General features: G+C 62.5%; 21 protein-coding genes. 14 read left to right on the top strand and 7 right to left on the bottom strand.

Going from position 1 to position 18,422, the window contains the following annotated elements:
- The first annotated feature begins 32 nt into the window (after nt 1-32).
- Together AC1DVN_RS18710 and AC1DVN_RS18705 are read left to right on the top strand one after the other, a co-directional pair.
- A complete protein-coding gene (locus AC1DVN_RS18710) occupies nt 33-1,520 on the top strand; it encodes a carboxyl transferase domain-containing protein (RefSeq protein ID WP_477994112.1) in 1,488 nt (495 codons plus the stop codon).
- On the top strand, nt 1,517-2,557 hold the full coding sequence (locus AC1DVN_RS18705; protein WP_477994111.1) for a hypothetical protein: 1,041 nt from the start codon (nt 1,517-1,519) through the stop codon (nt 2,555-2,557). The genes AC1DVN_RS18710 and AC1DVN_RS18705 overlap by 4 nt, the downstream gene beginning before the upstream one ends.
- 4 nt (nt 2,558-2,561) lie before the next feature.
- Here AC1DVN_RS18705 and AC1DVN_RS18700 read toward each other — a convergent pair whose 3' ends face one another.
- Nucleotides 2,562-3,833, bottom strand: coding sequence for an MFS transporter (locus AC1DVN_RS18700; RefSeq protein ID WP_021332237.1), 1,272 nt, complete (start codon nt 3,831-3,833; stop codon nt 2,562-2,564).
- Nucleotides 3,834-4,010: 177 nt separating this feature from the next.
- Between AC1DVN_RS18700 and AC1DVN_RS18695 the strand changes: the two genes are divergently transcribed.
- The 3 genes from AC1DVN_RS18695 to AC1DVN_RS18685 all read left to right on the top strand — a co-directional run bounded on the left by AC1DVN_RS18695 (nt 4,011) and on the right by AC1DVN_RS18685 (nt 7,471).
- Nucleotides 4,011-5,927 carry a propionyl-CoA synthetase gene (locus tag AC1DVN_RS18695; RefSeq protein WP_477994110.1) on the top strand — a complete coding sequence of 639 codons (1,917 nt, stop codon included), beginning with the start codon at nt 4,011-4,013 and terminating at the stop codon, nt 5,925-5,927.
- A gap of 93 nt (nt 5,928-6,020) precedes the next feature.
- Nucleotides 6,021-6,749: a mycofactocin-coupled SDR family oxidoreductase gene (locus AC1DVN_RS18690; RefSeq protein WP_477994109.1), complete on the top strand. Its 729-nt coding sequence runs from the start codon at nt 6,021-6,023 to the stop codon at nt 6,747-6,749.
- A gap of 212 nt (nt 6,750-6,961) precedes the next feature.
- Nucleotides 6,962-7,471 carry a hypothetical protein gene (locus AC1DVN_RS18685; protein WP_223304422.1) on the top strand — a complete coding sequence of 170 codons (510 nt, stop codon included), beginning with the start codon at nt 6,962-6,964 and terminating at the stop codon, nt 7,469-7,471.
- 5 nt (nt 7,472-7,476) lie between these two features.
- Here the strand turns inward: AC1DVN_RS18685 and AC1DVN_RS18680 are convergent, their stop codons facing one another.
- Nucleotides 7,477-7,863: a DUF1304 domain-containing protein gene (locus AC1DVN_RS18680; protein ID WP_046379045.1), complete on the bottom strand. Its 387-nt coding sequence runs from the start codon at nt 7,861-7,863 to the stop codon at nt 7,477-7,479.
- A gap of 87 nt (nt 7,864-7,950) precedes the next feature.
- Between AC1DVN_RS18680 and AC1DVN_RS18675 the strand changes: the two genes are divergently transcribed.
- Entirely contained in the window at nt 7,951-8,544 is a 594-nt protein-coding gene (locus tag AC1DVN_RS18675) for a TetR/AcrR family transcriptional regulator (RefSeq protein WP_046379046.1), read from the top strand.
- Between the two features lie 12 nt (nt 8,545-8,556).
- Nucleotides 8,557-8,784, top strand: coding sequence for a GNAT family N-acetyltransferase (locus AC1DVN_RS18670; protein ID WP_290283637.1), 228 nt, complete (start codon nt 8,557-8,559; stop codon nt 8,782-8,784).
- On the opposite strand, the gene AC1DVN_RS18665 is transcribed toward AC1DVN_RS18670, so the two are convergent.
- Nucleotides 8,742-9,332, bottom strand: coding sequence for a TetR/AcrR family transcriptional regulator (locus AC1DVN_RS18665; protein WP_477994108.1), 591 nt, complete (start codon nt 9,330-9,332; stop codon nt 8,742-8,744). The two genes, AC1DVN_RS18670 and AC1DVN_RS18665, sit on opposite strands and share 43 nt — an antisense overlap.
- Nucleotides 9,333-9,444: 112 nt before the next feature.
- Between AC1DVN_RS18665 and AC1DVN_RS18660 the strand changes: the two genes are divergently transcribed.
- The 3 genes from AC1DVN_RS18660 (at nt 9,445) to AC1DVN_RS18650 (ending at nt 11,789) form a co-directional block, all read left to right on the top strand.
- Nucleotides 9,445-10,683, top strand: a complete 1,239-nt coding sequence (locus AC1DVN_RS18660) for an MFS transporter (RefSeq protein WP_477994107.1) — start codon at nt 9,445-9,447, stop codon at nt 10,681-10,683.
- A gap of 134 nt (nt 10,684-10,817) precedes the next feature.
- Nucleotides 10,818-11,264, top strand: a complete 447-nt coding sequence (locus tag AC1DVN_RS18655) for a hypothetical protein (RefSeq protein ID WP_020970459.1) — start codon at nt 10,818-10,820, stop codon at nt 11,262-11,264.
- A 156-nt stretch (nt 11,265-11,420) separates the two neighbouring features.
- Nucleotides 11,421-11,789 carry a VOC family protein gene (locus AC1DVN_RS18650; RefSeq protein WP_477994106.1) on the top strand — a complete coding sequence of 123 codons (369 nt, stop codon included), beginning with the start codon at nt 11,421-11,423 and terminating at the stop codon, nt 11,787-11,789.
- A 4-nt stretch (nt 11,790-11,793) separates the two neighbouring features.
- On the opposite strand, the gene AC1DVN_RS18645 is transcribed toward AC1DVN_RS18650, so the two are convergent.
- Both AC1DVN_RS18645 and AC1DVN_RS18640 read right to left on the bottom strand, forming a co-directional pair.
- Entirely contained in the window at nt 11,794-13,140 is a 1,347-nt protein-coding gene (locus tag AC1DVN_RS18645; protein ID WP_024487266.1) for a cryptochrome/photolyase family protein, read from the bottom strand.
- 10 nt (nt 13,141-13,150) lie between these two features.
- Nucleotides 13,151-13,738 (bottom strand): TetR/AcrR family transcriptional regulator, encoded by a 588-nt coding sequence (locus AC1DVN_RS18640; protein ID WP_477994105.1) that lies wholly within the window; start codon nt 13,736-13,738, stop codon nt 13,151-13,153.
- 76 nt (nt 13,739-13,814) lie between these two features.
- On the opposite strand from AC1DVN_RS18640, the gene AC1DVN_RS18635 reads away from it, so the two are divergent.
- Nucleotides 13,815-14,192 carry a DUF952 domain-containing protein gene (locus AC1DVN_RS18635; protein ID WP_477994104.1) on the top strand — a complete coding sequence of 126 codons (378 nt, stop codon included), beginning with the start codon at nt 13,815-13,817 and terminating at the stop codon, nt 14,190-14,192.
- On the opposite strand, the gene AC1DVN_RS18630 is transcribed toward AC1DVN_RS18635, so the two are convergent.
- Nucleotides 14,189-15,184 carry a hypothetical protein gene (locus AC1DVN_RS18630; RefSeq protein WP_060938170.1) on the bottom strand — a complete coding sequence of 332 codons (996 nt, stop codon included), beginning with the start codon at nt 15,182-15,184 and terminating at the stop codon, nt 14,189-14,191. The genes AC1DVN_RS18635 and AC1DVN_RS18630 overlap by 4 nt on opposite strands.
- 89 nt (nt 15,185-15,273) lie before the next feature.
- On the opposite strand from AC1DVN_RS18630, the gene AC1DVN_RS18625 reads away from it, so the two are divergent.
- The 3 genes from AC1DVN_RS18625 to AC1DVN_RS18615 are packed head-to-tail and all read left to right on the top strand — an operon-like array spanning nt 15,274 to nt 17,934.
- On the top strand, nt 15,274-15,849 hold the full coding sequence (locus AC1DVN_RS18625) for a TetR/AcrR family transcriptional regulator (RefSeq protein WP_477994103.1): 576 nt from the start codon (nt 15,274-15,276) through the stop codon (nt 15,847-15,849).
- 40 nt (nt 15,850-15,889) lie between these two features.
- Nucleotides 15,890-16,594 (top strand): response regulator transcription factor, encoded by a 705-nt coding sequence (locus tag AC1DVN_RS18620; RefSeq protein WP_003939853.1) that lies wholly within the window; start codon nt 15,890-15,892, stop codon nt 16,592-16,594.
- Nucleotides 16,591-17,934 carry a sensor histidine kinase gene (locus AC1DVN_RS18615; RefSeq protein ID WP_020908761.1) on the top strand — a complete coding sequence of 448 codons (1,344 nt, stop codon included), beginning with the start codon at nt 16,591-16,593 and terminating at the stop codon, nt 17,932-17,934. The genes AC1DVN_RS18620 and AC1DVN_RS18615 overlap by 4 nt, the downstream gene beginning before the upstream one ends.
- A 5-nt stretch (nt 17,935-17,939) precedes the next feature.
- On the opposite strand, the gene AC1DVN_RS18610 is transcribed toward AC1DVN_RS18615, so the two are convergent.
- Nucleotides 17,940-18,422, bottom strand: a 483-nt coding sequence (locus tag AC1DVN_RS18610; RefSeq protein WP_477994102.1) for a carbonic anhydrase, incomplete at its 5' end; no start/stop codon positions are given.

Raw genomic sequence — 18,422 nt, 5'->3', positions numbered from 1 at the left:
CTGGACGGGGTGCTGCTTACTTGGAGGACGTTGTGCGAATCTCGGCCGAAGAACTACTCACTGCGGTACTCGATCCCGAGAGCTTCGTCTCTTGGGACTCCCCGCCCGTCGACGTCGGACCTGGCCCGAAATACGCAGAAGACCTGGCGAAGGCCCGCGAGAAGAGCGGAGTGGACGAGTCCGTCGTCACCGGTGTCGGTACGGTTCGGGGCCGTCGAGTCGCGGTAATTGCCTGTGAATTCAGCTTTCTCGCCGGTTCCATCGGAGTCGCCGCGGCCGAGCGGATCGTGACCGCCGTCGAACGTGCTACGGCAGAACAACTCCCGCTGCTCGCCTCGCCCACCTCTGGCGGAACCCGGATGCAGGAGGGCACCGTCGCCTTCGTTCAGATGGTGAAGATCGCTGCGGCAGTGGCTGTTCACAAAGCGTCACACCTGCCCTACCTGGTATACCTGCGCAATCCCACCACCGGCGGGGTCTTTGCCTCGTGGGGATCCCTCGGCCACATCACCGTCGCGGAACCCGGTGCTCTGGTGGGATTCCTCGGACCCCGTGTCTACGAATCGCTGTACGGCGAAAAGTTTCCCGACGGTATCCAGACGTCCGAAAACTTGTATCGCAACGGCGTTATCGACGGCGTCGTACCCGTCGACCGCCTCCGTCTGCTGGTCAATCGAGCGTTGTGCGTGCTCACCGATCCCCCGGCCCCGGCGGCCACGGACCCGATTCCCTCACCCGAGATTCCCGATGTTCCCGCCTGGCAGTCGGTGATGCTCTCGCGCCGGGCCGATCGACCCGGCATCCGGCAGTTGCTCCGCCATGCCGCAACTGAACAGGTACCGCTCAGCGGCACCGGGCAGGGTGAAACCGACAAGACGATCTTGCTCTCGCTCGCCCGCTTCCGAGGCTTTCCGTGCATCCTGCTCGGCCAGGACCGCAGTGGCCAATCCGCGCTCACCACGATGGGACCGGCCGCGCTCAGGGAAGCGCGACGGGGCATGAAACTTGCCGAAGAACTACAACTCCCGCTTGTCCTCGTGATCGACACTTTGGGCGCGTCGCTGTCCAAAGAAGCTGAAGAACGTGGACTGGCCCCTGAGATCGCCCGTTGCATCGCCGACCTCGTGACGCTGAAGACCCCGACAGTGTCGGTGTTGCTCGGTCAGGGAACAGGCGGCGGGGCGCTCGCGCTGCTGCCCGCCGATCGGGTACTCGCGGCACAGAACGGGTGGCTCGCTCCCCTGCCGCCGGAAGGCGCAAGCGCGATCGTACATCGCGACATCAGTCACGCACCGGAGATGGCGGCAGCGCAGGGCATTCGTTCGTTGGATCTGCTTCGAGACGGCGTAATCGACGCGATCATTCCCGAAACGCCTGACGCGGCCGACGAACCCGTGGAATTCTCCAAGAGGGTAGGGGCTGCGATAGCGCACGAACTCTTCGTGCTTGCCGAAGAGTCGGACACCGATCGCCAGTCCTCCCGTATCGCGCGCTATCGAAACCTGGGAGTTCCGCAATGACGACGAAGGACCGGAATGCGCTGACGCTGCCGCACAGTTACGACCGCGCGGCACTCGCTCGTTTCGAATTGTTCCTGTTCGCGGGCATCGCCACCGTGTTGATCACCCGCGCTTATCTGGCGGCAACGGGCTATCCCCAGATCGGGGGCGGCGCCCTCCACATCGCACACGTTCTCTGGGGCGGATTGCTGATGGCCGTCGCCATCGTCGCGACCGCCATCACCGAAGGCTCTCGCACGCGTGACCTGGCCACGCTTGTCGGCGGAATCGGGTTCGGTCTCTTCATCGACGAGGTCGGAAAATTCGTCACTGCCGACGTCGATTACTTCTACCAACCTGCCATCGCGATCATGTACGTCGTCTTCGTTCTCTTCTATCTTGCCGCGCGCGAGGTGGTGATTCGGCGCGGAATGAATGATCGTCATCGGCTCGCCATCGGGGCGCGAGCGCTCTCGGACCTCGCTCTCGGTCAGCTCGACGAGATCCAGTACAACCACGCCCTCCGCGTACTCGACGGCGTCGAAGACCGCAGCCTCACCGACCTCGTCGATTCGATCAAAGCCGGCCTGCATTCACAGACTCCGCCGACCGGCGGTATCGAATCGAAGATCACTCGTGGCCGCAACACGTTCTTCCACCGTGCTGAGGAACTGCTCCGGCACCGTGTCGTCCGCCGACTGGTACTGACCCTGTTCGTACTGCAGGCTCTTCTGGCGATTGTCCAGGTGATCTACGCGTTGGTTTCCGAGAACGTCGTCGAAGCCGACGACGTCTCCGATCTGGTGGTCCAGATCTCCACCGTCGCAACCGGAGTTCTTGTGGTTCTGGGAGTGTGGTTCCTCTTCCGCGGCCCGTACCTGCGAGCCCTGAGACTCCTGCGGGCATCCCTCATCGTGAGCCTTCTGGTGACGCAGGTTTATCTGTTCACGCAGGACCAGTTCGGCGCGCTTTTCGGTTTCGCAGTGTCACTGTTCATGCTCGCGACTCTTCGCATCGCGATTCGAAGCGAAGAGGCCGCCGCGGCTCTACCGCAGTAATTCTCTACCGCAGCGAGATCGCCGGCCGACTCGGTAGATCGCGGATTCCGCGGAGCGGGCTGAAGAGCAATACCAATCCACACGGCGCGATCAGGCAGGCCATGATCCACATCGTCCCGCGCGGTCCCACCGCGTCGCCGAGGTAGCCTGCCGTCAGCGCACCGAGCGGAATGCTGCTGTGCAGCAGGAACATACTCGTTGCCACTACTCGTCCGAGGCGGTCCGGCGGACAGTAACTTTGACGGAAACTGCCGAGCACCACGTTGCACGACACGACACCCGCAACCATCACCATGCCGCCGATGCAGAACCAGAACAGGCCGGCACCGTACGTCGTCAGAGGCGCCAACAGGATGAACGGTCCCGTTACCAACTGACAGATGAGAACGCTTCGGGCAGTGCCGAATCTGCGGCCGAGCGGGCGCGCGATCATCGATCCGACAATTCCGCCCACCCCGGCAATCGCCAAGAGAAGCCCGAGTCCGAACTCCCCCACACCAACCGTCTTTTCCAAGAACACGATCTGAATCGTGGTGTACCCGGTGAGACCGAAATTGAGCAGAGTGCCGTAGACGACGATTGACCGCAGATACGGATCACCGGCAACGAATCGCAGTCCGAGCGCAATCTGCCGTCGCAACGGTTCTCGCTGATTCTGTCCGCGATGGACGGTCTCCTGCACACGAATCAGCCAGATGCATACGAAGCAGAAGGCGAACGTGAACGCGTCGACAACCAGACCGGCCGCGAGCCCGACAGTTGCAACCACCAGCCCACCGACGCTTGGGCCGATCACCCGAGTTGCGGCCTCGGCGCCCTGAATCTTCGAGTTCCCTTCGACAAGATCCGCTTCGGCGAGCACCGTGGGGAGATACGAGTGATAGGCCGCCTGGAAGAAGACCGTGGCTGTACCGGTGAGCAGCGCGACCAGGAGCAGGTGGCCGTATGTCATCGCCTCCAGGAAGCCGGCGATCGCGAGGCTCGCGAAGAGCAGCGCGCACGCAGCGTTCGCGATCATCATGATCGGACGCCGTGGCAGCCGGTCGATCCAGGCACCGGCAGGTAGTCCGACGATCAACCACGGCAACCACACTGCCGATGCCAGCACACCGATCTGGAAGCTACTCGCGTCCAGTTCGCGAAGCGCGACCAGCGGCAGTACGACGGTCGTGACACCGTTTCCGATACCGCTGACTGCGTCGCCGGTCCACAGCAGTCGGAAGTCACGCAGAGCGAGGACTCCCCAGAAGCCTGCGCGTTGCGCTGCACCTGTCACATCGATCCCCCTTTCCGTCCCTGGCTTATCCCACCCCTACGCGCCACTGGCCGACGGGACAGGCCCGCCCGGCGCAAAGGGACGGTACCCGCACCGCTACTGAGGCGCACCGCACTGACAGTGACCTAAGGTGTTTCAGGTCACCGGTAAGCGAAGTTCACGAGAGGACACACGTCGATGAGCTCTTCCGAGCAGGCGTCCCACACCACGTATGCCGACGCATATCGCGAGAGCATGGATCAGCCGGAGAAGTTCTGGCTCGACGCTGCGCGGGCCGTCGACTGGGATGTCGCCCCCACGAAGGCTCTCGACGATTCTGCCGCGCCGATCTATCGCTGGTTCCCGGATGCTTCGCTCAACACCAGCTTCAATGCCCTCGATCGGCACGTCCGCGACGGCCGCGGCGATCAGACCGCGTTGATCTTCGACTCCGCGATGGTCCCAGCCAAGACGACCTACACCTACGCCGAATTGCTCGAGCAGGTCTCACTCTTCGCCGGCGTCTTGAAAGATCAGGGTGTGGTGGCCGGCGACCGCGTGATCATCTACATGCCGATGATCCCCGAGGCCGCGATCGCGATGCTCGCGTGTGCACGTATCGGCGCGGTGCATTCGGTGGTGTTCGGCGGCTTTGCGGCCAAGGAACTCGCAACCCGTATCGACGACGCCGGTCCAGTGGTGCTCGTGACGGCGTCCGGCGGCCTCGAACCCGGACGAACAATCGAGTACCTGCCGATGGTCGAGAAGGCTCTGCAACTGTCCGCCACGCCCGCGCACACCGTGATCGTGAAGAATCGCGAGCAGATTCCCGACGCAGCTGCCGACTACAAGTCAAGTGCCGCAGCCTGGTTCGACTGGGACGAGCTGATCGCCGATGCAACTCCTGCCGACCCGGTGTCGGTCGCCGCGACGGATCCGCTCTACATTCTCTACACCTCGGGAACGACCGGTAAGCCCAAGGGCGTCGTCCGGGACAACGGTGGCCATGCCGTTGCCCTGACGTGGACGATGAAGAATCTCTACGACATCAGCCCCGGCCAGGTCTGGTGGACCGCCTCAGACGTCGGTTGGGTGGTCGGCCACTCCTACATCGTCTACGGGCCATTGCTCGCCGGAGCTACGACGGTCATGTACGAAGGCAAGCCCGTCGGGACCCCCGATGCAGGTGCATTCTGGCGCATCATTTCCGAATACAAAGTGTCGGCACTCTTCACCGCTCCGACAGCGATCCGCGCGGTCCGCAAGGCCGACCCGGATGCAAAAGAGCTTGCCAAGTACGACATCTCGTCGCTCGACACACTGTTCGCGGCCGGCGAGCGCTTGGATCCCGACACCTACGAGTGGGCTACTCGGATTCTCGATCGCCCGGTGGTCGATCACTGGTGGCAGACCGAAACCGGTTGGGCCATCTGCGCGAACCTGCGCGGCCTCGAACCGATGGAGATCAAAGCAGGCTCACCCACCGTCGCCTGCCCCGGATACCGCGTCGAAATCGTCGACGGCAAGGGCGAACTCGTGGGTCCGGGCACCGAGGGCAACATCGTGATCGGCCTGCCGCTTCCTCCCGGAACACTCGCCGGACTGTGGCGTGACGAGGACCGGTACGTGAAGTCCTACCTGTCGACTTTCGAAGGCTATTACCTCACCGGCGACTCCGGATACATCGACGAGGACAACTACGTCTTCGTGCTCGGACGAAGTGACGACGTGATCAACGTTGCCGGACATCGCCTTTCGACCGGAAGCATGGAGGCCGTCGTCGCCGGCCACCCGGCTGTCGCCGAATGCGCGGTCATCGGCATTCACGACGAACTCAAGGGGCAACGCCCCAGCGGCTACGTCGTGCTCAAGTCCGGCGTCGACATCGATCCCGAAACACTCCGACAGGAACTGGTCGCCCGGGTGCGAGACCAGATCGGTGCCGTCGCCACGTTCCGGGACGTCACCGTCGTCGCTGCACTACCGAAGACTCGTTCCGGCAAGATCCTCCGCAAGACCATGCGGCAGATTGCCGACAACGAGGAGTACACGGTCCCGTCGACCATCGAGGACGCGAGCGTACTGGACGAGTTGTCCAAACTCCTTCGCGGATAAGGATTCAGAGAATTCCCCTGCCTGGCTCGCATCGAACGTAGCAGTATGAACACGTTCCAGTTTTCAACGATTCAGACGGGCAGGGGAAGTTCGATGGGCAATTTGGACGGTCAGGTCGCATTCATCACCGGAGCGGCGCGCGGTCAAGGGCGCGCACATGCCGTCAAGCTCGCGTCCGAGGGCGCGGACATCATCGCGGTGGATCTGTGCGCGCCGGTCGCAACAGCGGGGTACGACATGGCCACCGAAGCCGACCTCGCCCAGACCGTCGCCCTGGTCGAAGCTCAGGGCCGGCGCATCGTCGCGTCCGTCGCGGACACTCGCGACCTCGATGCCCTGAAATCAGCGGTCGACGCCGGAGTCGAGAAGCTCGGCCGACTGGACATCGTGATCGCCAACGCGGGAATCGCGGCGTCGGCTAAATTGTCCTGGGACCTGAGCGCCGAAGAGTTCCGCGAGCTGATGGACATCAACGTCACCGGCGTTTGGTTGACGACCAAGGTGTCGATTCCGCACATCATGAACGGCAATCGAGGTGGATCCGTCGTGTTGATCAGCTCGATGGCCGGGCTTCGAGGCGTGCCGGGTATCGCACACTATTCCGCGTCGAAGCACGCCGTTCGGGGGTTGGCGAAGTCTCTGGCCAACGAACTCGGCTGGGCGGACATTCGGGTCAACTCTGTACACCCGGGCAATGTGCGAACGACGATGATCGACAACGAACCGATGGTTCGTGCGTTCCGTCCAGACTTGGAGAATCTGCCGGATGGGTCTCGAGCACCATCCGGCAGAGGCAATTCCGGCTTGATCAAGCCTTCGTAGCAACAGAACAAGTAGTCGACAACCTCATAGGCGCTCCTCGTCTGGCGTGGGAAAAACCGTTGTGGGATGCGCAACAAACCCAAGACCCAGCGTAGAAGCATTTGGCCGCAAACGCGCGTCATTCGGCACTATTTTTTTGGATTCGGGCATACTGGACAACGCTCCCACCACGTATTATGGACCCGAGTTCACACTTACAGGGGGTAGGCACAGTGACGGTCAAATACGCCGTAATGGACCCGATTCACGGAAAAGTCGAGATCTCGTTCGATGTCGACACGGGGGTCGTCGACGTCCGAAACGGCAACTCACACGCTCTGTTGACGCGTCGAGTCGATGCCCCGCGCCGCGAAGGCACACCCATCGGAACGCGCGCCGCCGCCGACTTGTTCTTCACTGTCGGTGGCGACGAAGTCGAACTCACTGTCGGCAAAGGGTTTCTGTCCCGTCGCTCGTACTCTGTCTCGGCACTCGTCGACGGCGTGAGTTTGAACTTCGCCCCAGTCGACGACGCGAACAGTGCATTCACCCGCGACGGATTGCGGATCGGGCACTTCTCCAAGAACGAGGAATCCGATCCCAGACAGACCGACGCAGTCTGGTCGAGCACGCCGAGCACCGACGAACTTGTCATCGGATACGCCCTGGCCGAAGCCTTCGATTGTGGAGCACTCAACGGGGCTTTTGCGTTGATCGAATCACTGGTGCTCGGCGGCGGATAGAGCACTCAGAGCAGGTGGATTACCAGCAGAACAACGGCAATAACTGGGAAAAGCATCTGCACGACGGCTGCGCGGGCTTTGTCGGGAGACGAGAGAATCAGCACCAATCCCGCGGCAACCATCGATCCTGTGCCCGCCAGGACGAGGGCAATTCCGACCGACGCGGAGCCGGTCGCCGCAATCACGATGCCGACCGCCGACACGATCGCCAGGAAAAGGTTGTAAAAGCCCTGGTTGAAGGCGAGCGGCTGCGTGGTGATCGCCTCTTCCTCGGACTTCACGCCGAACGTGGCGCGGGTCTTCGGTGCCGTCCAGAGAATCGATTCGAGGACAAAAATGTATACGTGCACTGCTGCGGCCAGTCCCGCGAAGATGTAGCCGGCGACGTTCATCGGTGAACTCCTGTTGCTTCGAGTGAATTCTGTATCGTTCGGTCCAATATATACTGGACCGAACGATACAGAAAGAGCGAGGCTTTGATGGGCAGATCACAAGAATTCGACACAACAGCCGTGGTCGCTGCCACGTTGGACGTTTTCTGGGCACGCGGATACGAAGGCGCCTCACTCGGAGACCTCGAATCCGCGACGGGGCTGAGTCGGTCAAGTCTCTACAACTCGTTCACCAACAAGCGCGGATTGTTCGACGCCGCCGTGCAGATGTACCTCGAACATGTCATCCGGCCACGTCTGCGCGGCCTCACGACAAATCCCGGGGCAGACGCCGTCGACGACTACCTTTACTCGCTTGAGCACGCGATCGGCACCATGACCGCCGACTCGCCTCGGCGCGGTTGCCTACTTCTCAATACGGCTGCCGGACTCGGCGCGCACGACGATGCGGTGGCAGCCGTGATCCGCGCCTATCGGCAAGAACTTGCCGTTGCAATTCGCAGCGGGCTACAAGCCACATTTCCGACCGAGACAGACGCCACGCTCTCAGACCGCACTCGAATCCTTCTCTCCTGCACAGTAAGTGCACTGGTCCTCGCGCGCGTTGACACCGAAGAGGCGATCGCAACTCTGGAATCTGCGCGCCGCCTGAACGAAGAGTGGCAGAGCCGGAACACGTAGGCCGTAACCGCACTGTCCGAGTGGGCATTCCGCGAAGTAGGGTTTCATCGCTTGGAACTCGCACACTCGATCCACAACCCACGATCGTGCCGAGTCGCCACCAAAGCAGGCTTCAGCGAAGAAGGTGTTCGACGAGGCTCCGCCAGGCACGCCGACGGCTGGCACGACATGCACGTCCACGCCCGGCTACGCAGCGATCAGCCTTCGGCACCGACCCGCGCCGCGAGCGCAAGTGTCTGATCCACTAATTCCGCAACTCGCTGCGGCGCGACCGGTTCGAGGTCGAACAGAATTCGGTAGATGATCGGTGCCACCACGTGGTCCACTACCGAATCACCATCCACGTCACCAGCTTCCGGCCAACGAGCTAGTATCACGTCGATCTGTGTCCGACAGAAAAAGGCGCACTTGAACTTCTTCGTGCCGTCCGGTGCGTGCGTCTGGTCGTCGCTCATCAGCACATCTCGCAGCGATGCGCGACCGACGGGTGCAGACATCTCCTCCAGATAGTCCTGCGCCCAGATCGTCAGATCCCCTCGGAGCGAACCCGTTTCACGCGGGTCGGCGTCCGGTCGCAATCTCTCGATCGAGACATCGGCAAAGACTTCGTTGATGTCGCCCCACCGCCGATAGATGGTCGACGGGGTCACACCCGCATCGGTCGCGATCATCGGCACCGTGATCTCTGCCCGATCACGCTGTTCCAACAACTTGCGCGCCGACGCATGCACTGCCTGTTGGATGCGCGCACTGCGGCCACCGGGGCGCGGACCTGCGGACGGACTCATAAATCAATACTAACGCAAAGATGTTGCATTAGGCTACGGCCAGGCGTAGCGTCCCAAACGCAAAGTATTTGCGTTTGAAGTCTTCACCACCCGCACGGGAAGCGCTACGACAATGACAACGACCATTTCACCACCGACCGAGAGCACTTCACGCCCATGCTTGGGGCGAGGCGCCGCTTTCACACTCATCGCCGTCATCATCGCTACGTTCCTGGGCGCCTCCGCGACCCCGACACCGTTGTACGAGCACTATCAACAGTTGTGGGGATTCTCCTCGCTCGCGTCGACGCTCGTGTTCGGCATCTACGCTCTCGCATTGCTCGCCACGCTCTTGACCGCCGGATCCCTGTCCGATCACATCGGCAGGCGCCCGGTCCTGCTCGGAGCGCTCGCCTTGGAGGCGGTCTCGCTCGCCCTGTTCGCCTCGGCCGACGGTTTGACCATTCTGTTGATCGCCCGGGTCGTGCAGGGTGTTGCCACCGGCGCTGCAATCAGCGCTTTGGGTTCGGCGTTGATCGACCTCGAACGCACTCCGGGACGCGGATCGATCATCAACAGCGTTGCTCCGACGGTGGGGCTTGCCGTCGGAGCCGTGGGTTCGAGTCTCATCAGCGAGCACCTGCCCAGGCCAACCAGCACTGTCTACCTGGTCCTTCTCGTACTCGTCGTCCTCGAGATCCTCGGGGTTTGGGCCGCTCCCGAGACTTCGGGCGGACGCCCCGGAGCCTGGCAGTCGCTACGCCCCACCCTTGCTGTTCCTCGCGAGGCCCGAACCATGATTGCGCTCACCGCACCGTGCCTGATCGCGGTCTGGGCGCTGGGCGGTTTCTACCTCTCACTCGGACCGGCGCTGGCGCGCAACGCACTTGACGTTCACAGCTCGCTCATCGGTGCCATCATGGTCGCAACACTGACGGGATTCGGAGCCGCAGCGGTGCTCACCTTCCGCAAACTCGGCGGCCGAACCGTGATGCTGATCGGAACAACCGCCTTGGTGCTCGGGGTGGCCGTCACACTCATCGGTGCTGAAACATCCTCTGCAGTATTGATTCTGGTTGGTACGGCTGTTGCCGGGATCGGCTTCGGAGCAGGATTCCAGGGAACCATCCTCACTGTCATGCCGCTGGCCGAGAACCACGAACGCGCGGGGTTGTTGTCCACCGTCTACGTCATCGCATATCTGGCCAACAGCCTTCCGGCATTGCTGGCCGGCTACCTGGTCGGCAAGGTGGGGTTGGTGGATACGACGCGTGGCTACGGCGCACTCGTCATGGTTCTCGCGGCCGCCGCACTGATCGGACTGCTGGTCACCGGCGAGCGAAAGGTCGAAGCTGTCTCCGTGTCGGAGTAGGTGTCCCCCGATCGGTGGACACACCGTTCCTCCTGCACAGGGTCCCGGAAGTGGACATACGACATCGATCCGCTCCGACATAGTTGTCTTCGAGAGAGCCAACCGAACGCTCACCCGGACAAAGGACACCGACGATGACGAACCCACGCTATGTAGTTGCCGCAATCACAGCTCTGGCCGCCGGCGCCCTCACTTTGGGATTGAGCGGAATCGCCAGTGCCGGAACTCTTCCCACGACCGGCAACACCATCACGATGACGATCAGCAACGACACCGAACAGACAATTCATCTCGAAGGCGCCGACAACCCCTACGGACAGTGGATGCAGAGCCCACGCCAGTCGCTCGCGCCCCACGAGACCGAGATCGTCACGGCATACAACCAGGACCCGCGCGGCCTGACGGTCGACGTCGTCTATTCCACTCCCGGCGGCGGACAAGCCGTCTTCATGGCCAACGACTATCCGCAGTTCGACACCGACGGAACTCGCACCACCGACCCTGATCACTACTTCATCTCGAGCTACATCGACGGCTACTACCCGAACCTGAGCGTCGGGTACCACCTCAGTGCGGTGTGACTGCAGCAGTCGTCATAAGTAATCCATCTGCCTCTCAGACGCACTTGTTCTTGGACATTCGTCCGGCGCGCGGGGATTGTTGAACACAGCCCCGCACGACCAGGCACACGCCCCGCTGCCGGTGGCCCGAACATCAACGGGAGAGGGAAAACCACAGTGCGACTACCCAACCAGTTTCTGATCTACGTCAGCGATGCCGCCTCCGCAGCAGCGTTCTACGGCGAATTGTTCGACGCGAAGCCTGCGGTCCTCAGCCCTCAATACATGACCTTCGACCTCGGCGGCGGCGTGGTCCTTGCACTGTGGAGCGGCAAGTCCCGCGACCTCGATCCCGCGACTCCGCGCAATTTCGAAGTCGGCATATTGGTCGACGGCGGGAGCAATGAAATTCGGGCGATCTACGACGAGTGGGTGGCCAAGGGAATTGAGGTCGTCGAAGAGCCAAACGAAGATGTCTTCGGTCTGACATTCGTCATTTCAGATCTGGACGGAAACCGCCTCCGCGTAGCGCCCGCAGATCACTGAGCACTCAGCCCTTGATCTCGCCGTACCGGCGCAAGGCTTCCTCACGCTCATGCGCGTGATCGACGATCGGGTCCGGGTAGTCGACCGGGCGCATCGCCTTCAACGAGTGGACGGCCTTCCCGGGAACATCGCGGAGTTCGGGAACCCACCGACGGACGTATGTGCCGTCGGGATCGAACTTCTCTCCCTGCGTGATGGGGTTGAAGACGCGGAAGAAGGGCGAAGCATCTGTGCCCGACCCTGCAGTCCACTGCCACCCGTGCTGATTGGAGGCCAAGTCACCGTCCACCAGATGCGACATGAAGAACCGTGCGCCACGCCACCACGGAATGTGTAGGTCCTTCACCAGAAAAGACGCGACGATCATTCGCACCCGATTATGCATCCAGTTCTCGGCCGCGAGTTGCCGCATGCCGGCATCCACGATCGGGAAGCCGGTCTTGCCCTCACACCAGGCCGTGAAGGCGGCGTCTGCGTCCACTCCACCGTCGTGACGTAAACGGTCGAACTTGTCGTCGTAGTTTTTCCGCGCGCTGTCGGGGCGTTGAAACAGGATGTCTGCGTAGAAGTCTCGCCACGCCAACTGGCGACGGTAAGCCTGAGCGCCGTCGCCCAGTCGCTTGGAGAGATCTGCCAACATCGTTCGCGGATGGATCGTGCCGTACTTGAGCGGAATCGACATCCGGCTCGTGGTGTCGAGGTCAGGCCGATTTCGTTCGTCGTCGTACCGGTCAAGATCGTTCTCACAGTATTCTTTCCACTGTTCGAGGGCGCCGACCTCACCGACGAAATCGCTGACGGAGGCGGATGGCGCGGGGATACTCACCCGGCGCGGGCCACCCTCCTTGTCGCTCGGATCGAACCAACGGACCGTCTGCGCATCGGTCGACGCGGGGCCCCGCCAACCGTGTTCCATCCACTGACGGAAGTACGGTGTGAACACCTTGTACGGATCACCGTCCGCCTTGGTGACGCGTCCGGGCGCCACGGCATACGGAGATCCGGTGGCGATCAACTCCACCTGCTCCGCCACGGCCGCGTCGCGCCGTCGGCCGTAGGGTCCGTAGTCGGCACTGATGTGAACTTCTTCGGCGCCAACGGATTCCGCTACACGGGGCACCACGTCCGCCGGATCACCTCGAACAACCATCAGTTTTCCGTCGAGTTGATGATCGAGCGCCGTCAAGTTGGCGAACAGTTGATCCTGACGAGGTGAGCCTGCCGGTCCGAGCAGGTTCTCGTCGAGAACGAACAAACCCAACGTCCGCCCGCCGGCATCCGACGCTGCACTCAGGGTGGGAAGGTCGCCTACCCTCAGATCACGTCGAAACCAGACCACAGAGTTACTCACCCAGTCGAGCCTACCGATCAGATCCCAGAACGCATCCCACCGCACGAGCTGCAAGTTGCGCAGCTCGTTCTGCCGTCGGTTCGGAAGCGAGCCCGAGCAGTCGCTGCCGGTGCTCCTCCCCGAGCAGCAACGTGTACAACTGATCCGCGCACAGCGCAGCCTTCTGGCCGTGCTGATCGATCAATATCTTCTCCAGAAAGGCAATCGACTTGGCCGGGCCGGATTCGTAGAACGCGGCGGCCAGTTCCGGGAACTGCACGGCCTCGCCGATCATCATGCGGTGCAGCGCAATCGAGTTGTCGCTTTGCAGGGCGACGACGATGTCCACTGCAGCGGCGAGCAGGTCCGACTGGTCGCCACCGGCGTTCTCGACATACGCGTGCTGACGCGAAACAGCAGCAGCGAAGACCGCGGATTTGTCGCCGAAATAGCTGTACACGGTGCGCTTGGCGACGCCGGCCGCCGTGGCAATGGCGTCGATGGTCGTTCGAGCGAACCCGACTTCTCGAAACGAGTCGACCGCGACGTCGAGAATCTCGTTGCGTCGATCAGCTCGCTCCGCGTCGCTGGTTCTCCCACGTCTGCGCGGTTGCTCCATCAAGTCCCCTACTACCGTGCCACTCAATTAATGCTACGTTGACGTTTCATTATTTCGAACACTACAGGAGCACTGCATGACCGGACAACGACTCGTCCACGTCGCCATCGCCGACGACTGGGAAGCATGCAAGCGTTTCGGTGAGTACGAGGTCTCGACGCGCGGAATCAGTTACGACGAGGCGGGATTCATTCGCGCAACCACCCCGAACGCGCTCGCTTCGGTGCTCGATCTGGTGTTCGGCGACCTCACGTTGCCACTGATCGTCGCCGTCATCGACCAGGACGCTCTGACCTCCGCAGGCATCGACGTCGAATGGGAGGCGGGAAAGCCCCGAATCCTCCGACCTCTACCGATGGACGAGGACACCGTGGTCGCCGAACTGGTCGTGGAACGCGTTGACGGGGCCTGGCCGATTCCCGACCTGACCCCGTACGCAAGCCCCGCCGGCTAGACCAGCGCAGCCTCGGGTTCGACCACGGGGGTCGACGCCTTCTTCCGGCCGGCGGCGACGCACAGCGCGATCCCGACGGCAATCCAGCACACCAGCACCAGAAGTGGCGTGGCGGCGCCATGGCCGTCGAAGAACGCCATCGAACGGACGGATGCTCCTGCGGCGCCAGGTGGGAGCAGCTGCCCCAATGCACCCCAGCCTGCGGGCAACCACGCGGCAGTTGTCGCCATCCCCGAGAGTGGGTTTCCGATGAACATCATCGTGACGGCACCCAACGCGAATCCCTTCATCCCGAGCAGGGATTCGAGTCCCAGAATGGGCAGCGAGATGGCCGACATGCCCATGGTGAGTGCGAGCGCGGTGAGCAGGTAGTTTCCGTCAAGACTGTTGGTGCCGAACTGCAGAATGGCAGTCAGTGCAAAACCCGCGACAACCGCGACGCCGGCAGCGCCCAACACTCGCTTGACAATGCTCCGCGGAAACAGTTGCACGAGAACAACAGCAGGCATGATTCCGCCGAACACCAAGGGCAAGGCCAATGCCGTGAGCCCAGCACCGGTCGGGTCGTCCGCAGTCAGCGGCACAACGTCTTCGACGGGCACCTTTGCCCCCGAGGCCTCCGAGAGGCCGTTGGCCACCCCGGTCAGGGTCTGGGCGATCGGGGTTCCGCCTGCAGTCGCGATCAACACGTGAGGACCGTTGGCATCAACGGCGATTCCGCCGACCACGTCGCGATTCCGAATCGCGTCACGCAGGGCGTCGGCGTCAGCGAATTCTCGAGTATCGAAGGCGCCTTGCTTACTCGCCTCGAGCGAGGTGCTGATCTGTTCGGTTGCCGGAGCTGGACCGGTGATGCCCAACTTCAGTTCGTGCGGGCCACTGTTGACCGAGGGCAGTACGAAGGCAAGCAGCATCAGCCCGATCACGGCGGACAAGCCCAACACCACAGCCACCAACTTCTTGCGGTCCCGTGCTTCAACTTCGGCGTTCATAACTACCTTCCCTAAGTGGAAGTTTTTCCTCCACTATTTGTGGAAGATATTCCTCCGGTTATGATGAACTGTCAATACCGGAGGTGAATGTGCGAGCCGATGCACGTGAACGCAGAAACGCAATAGTCGACGCCGCACGAGCGGTGTTCACCGAGCGCGGGCACGACGCGCCCCTCGACGCAGTCGCAGAACTCGCGAAAGTGGGCATCGCCACGCTGTATCGAAACTTTCCGACGCGCGAGGACCTCGTGACCGCCGTCGCCGTCGCAACACTGACCGATGTCCGCGAGGCTGCCGACGTCGCACTCACGGCAATGTCCACCGATCCCACAAACGCGTGGCACACGCTGGTGGACCGCCTCGTGGAACTGCGCCTGGGTGCGCTCATTCCTGCACTGGTGGAACGCAGTTTCACCGAGCTGGCGCCCGAAGTTCTGGCGGTGCGTGAGGTGACGAAATCGAAGATGACCGCGACGATCGGCGCCGCTCAGAGCGCCGGACTGGTTCGCGCCGATCTGCAACCGCTCGAATTCGTCATGGCTCTGGCCAAACTGACGCGCCCGCAAATCGAATTGTCCGACGAGGCCATGCCGAACCTGGTCCCGCGGTTGGTCGCGGTGTTCATGGCCGGTCTGCGTCCGGACGGTACCGACTTGCCGGTCTGATCGGCGAAACCCGACGTACCAGGCAAGGCACAATGGGGCTGTGACCGAGATACCGAAAATCCTCGTAGTCGACGACGACGCAGACGTCCTGACCTCACTCGAACGCGGATTGCGGCTCTCGGGATTCACCGTACTGACGGCAGTGGACGGCGCCGACGCGCTCCGAGTGATCTCCGACAAGCGACCGGACGCGGTAGTCCTCGACATCAACATGCCGGTGCTCGACGGCACCGGTGTGGTGACGGCGCTTCGTGCCGCCGGCAACGAAATCCCGATCTGCGTGCTCAGCGCACGCAATTCGGTCGACGATCGCATCGCCGGGCTCGAATCCGGCGCAGACGACTACATGGTCAAACCGTTTGTCCTCGCCGAACTGGTTGCCAGGATCCGCGCAATGCTCCGACGCAGCAACACTCCGGCCGGCGATCACTCCGAGGGAACGAACACCCTGCGGGTCGGCAACCTCGACATCGACCTCTCCGGCCGCCGGGTTCGCGTCGACGGCAAGGAAGTACCGCTCACCAAACGCGAATTCGAGCTACTCGAAGTGCTTGCTCACAATTCCGGCATCGTGCTTACTCGCGAACGTCTCCTCGAACTCGTGTGGGGCTACGACTTCGTCGCCGACACCAACGTCGTGGACGTCTTCATCGGCTACCTGCGTCGAAAGTTCGAATCCGGCGGTTCACCTCGTCTGCTGCATACCGTTCGCGGCGTCGGGTTCGTGCTTCGGGAGAACCCGTGAAGCGTCGCCGCTTCTCACTACGAACTCGCGTTGCCGCGGCCGCGGCACTGGGGGCGACGTTCATCGTCATCGCACTCGGCGTGGTCGTTGCACTGGCTATCGCACGAAACAATTTGGCGCAGTTGGACCGTCGCTTGGAGACGGCATCGACGGTCATCGTGGCCAATGCGGCTACAGCGGGACCTTTTCTCGGCGCGTTCGGTGACGGCGGAGCGTTCTCCGTGACCATCCGCTCCGATACCGACGGAACCGTCAAATCCAGTACCCCGACGCGACTGCCCGAATTACCGGTGGGCTCGGCGACCGTCGACGTGGACGGTACGAAGTACCGGGCTTACACCGCCGAGGCCGACGGGATCAATGCCCTGGTCTCGCTGGCGGTTCCCTATGCCGAGGCGCGGGACATCACGGTCGACCAACAGCGTCAGGTTGCGTTCTTCGGCGTCGGAGCCGTAGCGGCCGCAGCCGCGTTGGGATGGTTGTTCGGTGGCCCGGCGGTGCGCCCACTCGTGGAATTGACCCGCCGGATCGCCAGGCGAGATCCCGATCTCGCCACCGAGGTTTCCGGCATCCGTGAAGCGGACGAGCTTGCCGCAGCAGCAGAATCGATGCTCAGCGACGTCGCCCGGGCACAGGCCGCGACCAACTCGGCCCTTGCTGCCGCTCGGGACTTTGCTTCCGCCTCGGCTCACGAACTCCGAACTCCGTTGACGGCGATGCGAACCGACATCGAAGTGTTGTCCATTCACGATCTCGACCACGAGCAGCGACGTGAGATCCTCACAGATCTGGCCCGCGCACAGGGCCGCGTCGAATCGACTCTCCGCGACCTGGAGCGACTGGCGAAGGGCGAGTTGTCGACGGCTGAGGACTTCAAGGACACCGATTTGACCGAGGTATGCGACATCGCTGCCGACGATGCACGACGCCACCACCCGAGCGTCGATGTCAGTGTCGTCACGGTGGATTCCCCACTCCCCTATTGCATCCGGGCCCTTCCCGGCGGAATCCGGTTGATCCTCGACAACGCGATCACCAATGCAGTCCGCCACGGCGGCGCGAGCACGGTGCGCATCACCCTCGCGCGCCCGGTCGATTCACCGGACACCGTCACGATCACGATCGACGACAACGGTTGCGGAATACCGGCCGAGGAACGCTCGAGCGTCTTCGAACGCTTCACTCGCGGATCGACGGCAGGCAAGACGGGTTCCGGTTTGGGCCTGGCACTGGTGGCGCAGCAGGCGGCCCTGCACGGCGGACGTACGACATTTCACGACAGTCCGCTCGGCGGGGCTCGCCTGCTGGTCGAACTCAGGGATCAGCCCGGACCCGAATAGCCCCTTCAGGTCTCGATCAACTCGCCGATCCCTGACGCTGTCACTTCGATGACCCGAGCCGAGCCGATGTCGAAGAACAGTCCGGCGATACGCAGGCGACCGTCCACACGGGCCTGACCGACCAGAGGATGGCGTTCGAGAGTCTGCAATTGGACTGCAACATTGACCATTCCGAGCTGATCGACCTCCGAGAAACCCGCCTCGGCCGCAGCACGCGCCACCGGATGGCCACTCGTATATGCCTGCAAGCTCGTCTCCGCATGCCTCAACCACTCACCGACAACTCCCGCTTCCGACGAACTGTTCGTCAGGAGTGCCTGCATCGCGCCGCAACCCGAGTGTCCGCACACGATCACCGAACTGACACCCAACTCGTCGATCCCGAAGGCCAGTGCCGCTTCCACCGACGTATCGCGGCCGCCGGCAGGAACCAAGTTTCCGACGTTGCGCACAGTGAACAGGTCACCTGGGCCACTGCTCGTGATGAT

It is taken from the genome of Rhodococcus sp. P4_E4, assembly GCF_056401575.1.
The sequence above is the reverse complement of the archived record's forward strand: the minus strand, read 5'-3'. Positions and strand labels throughout refer to the sequence as shown.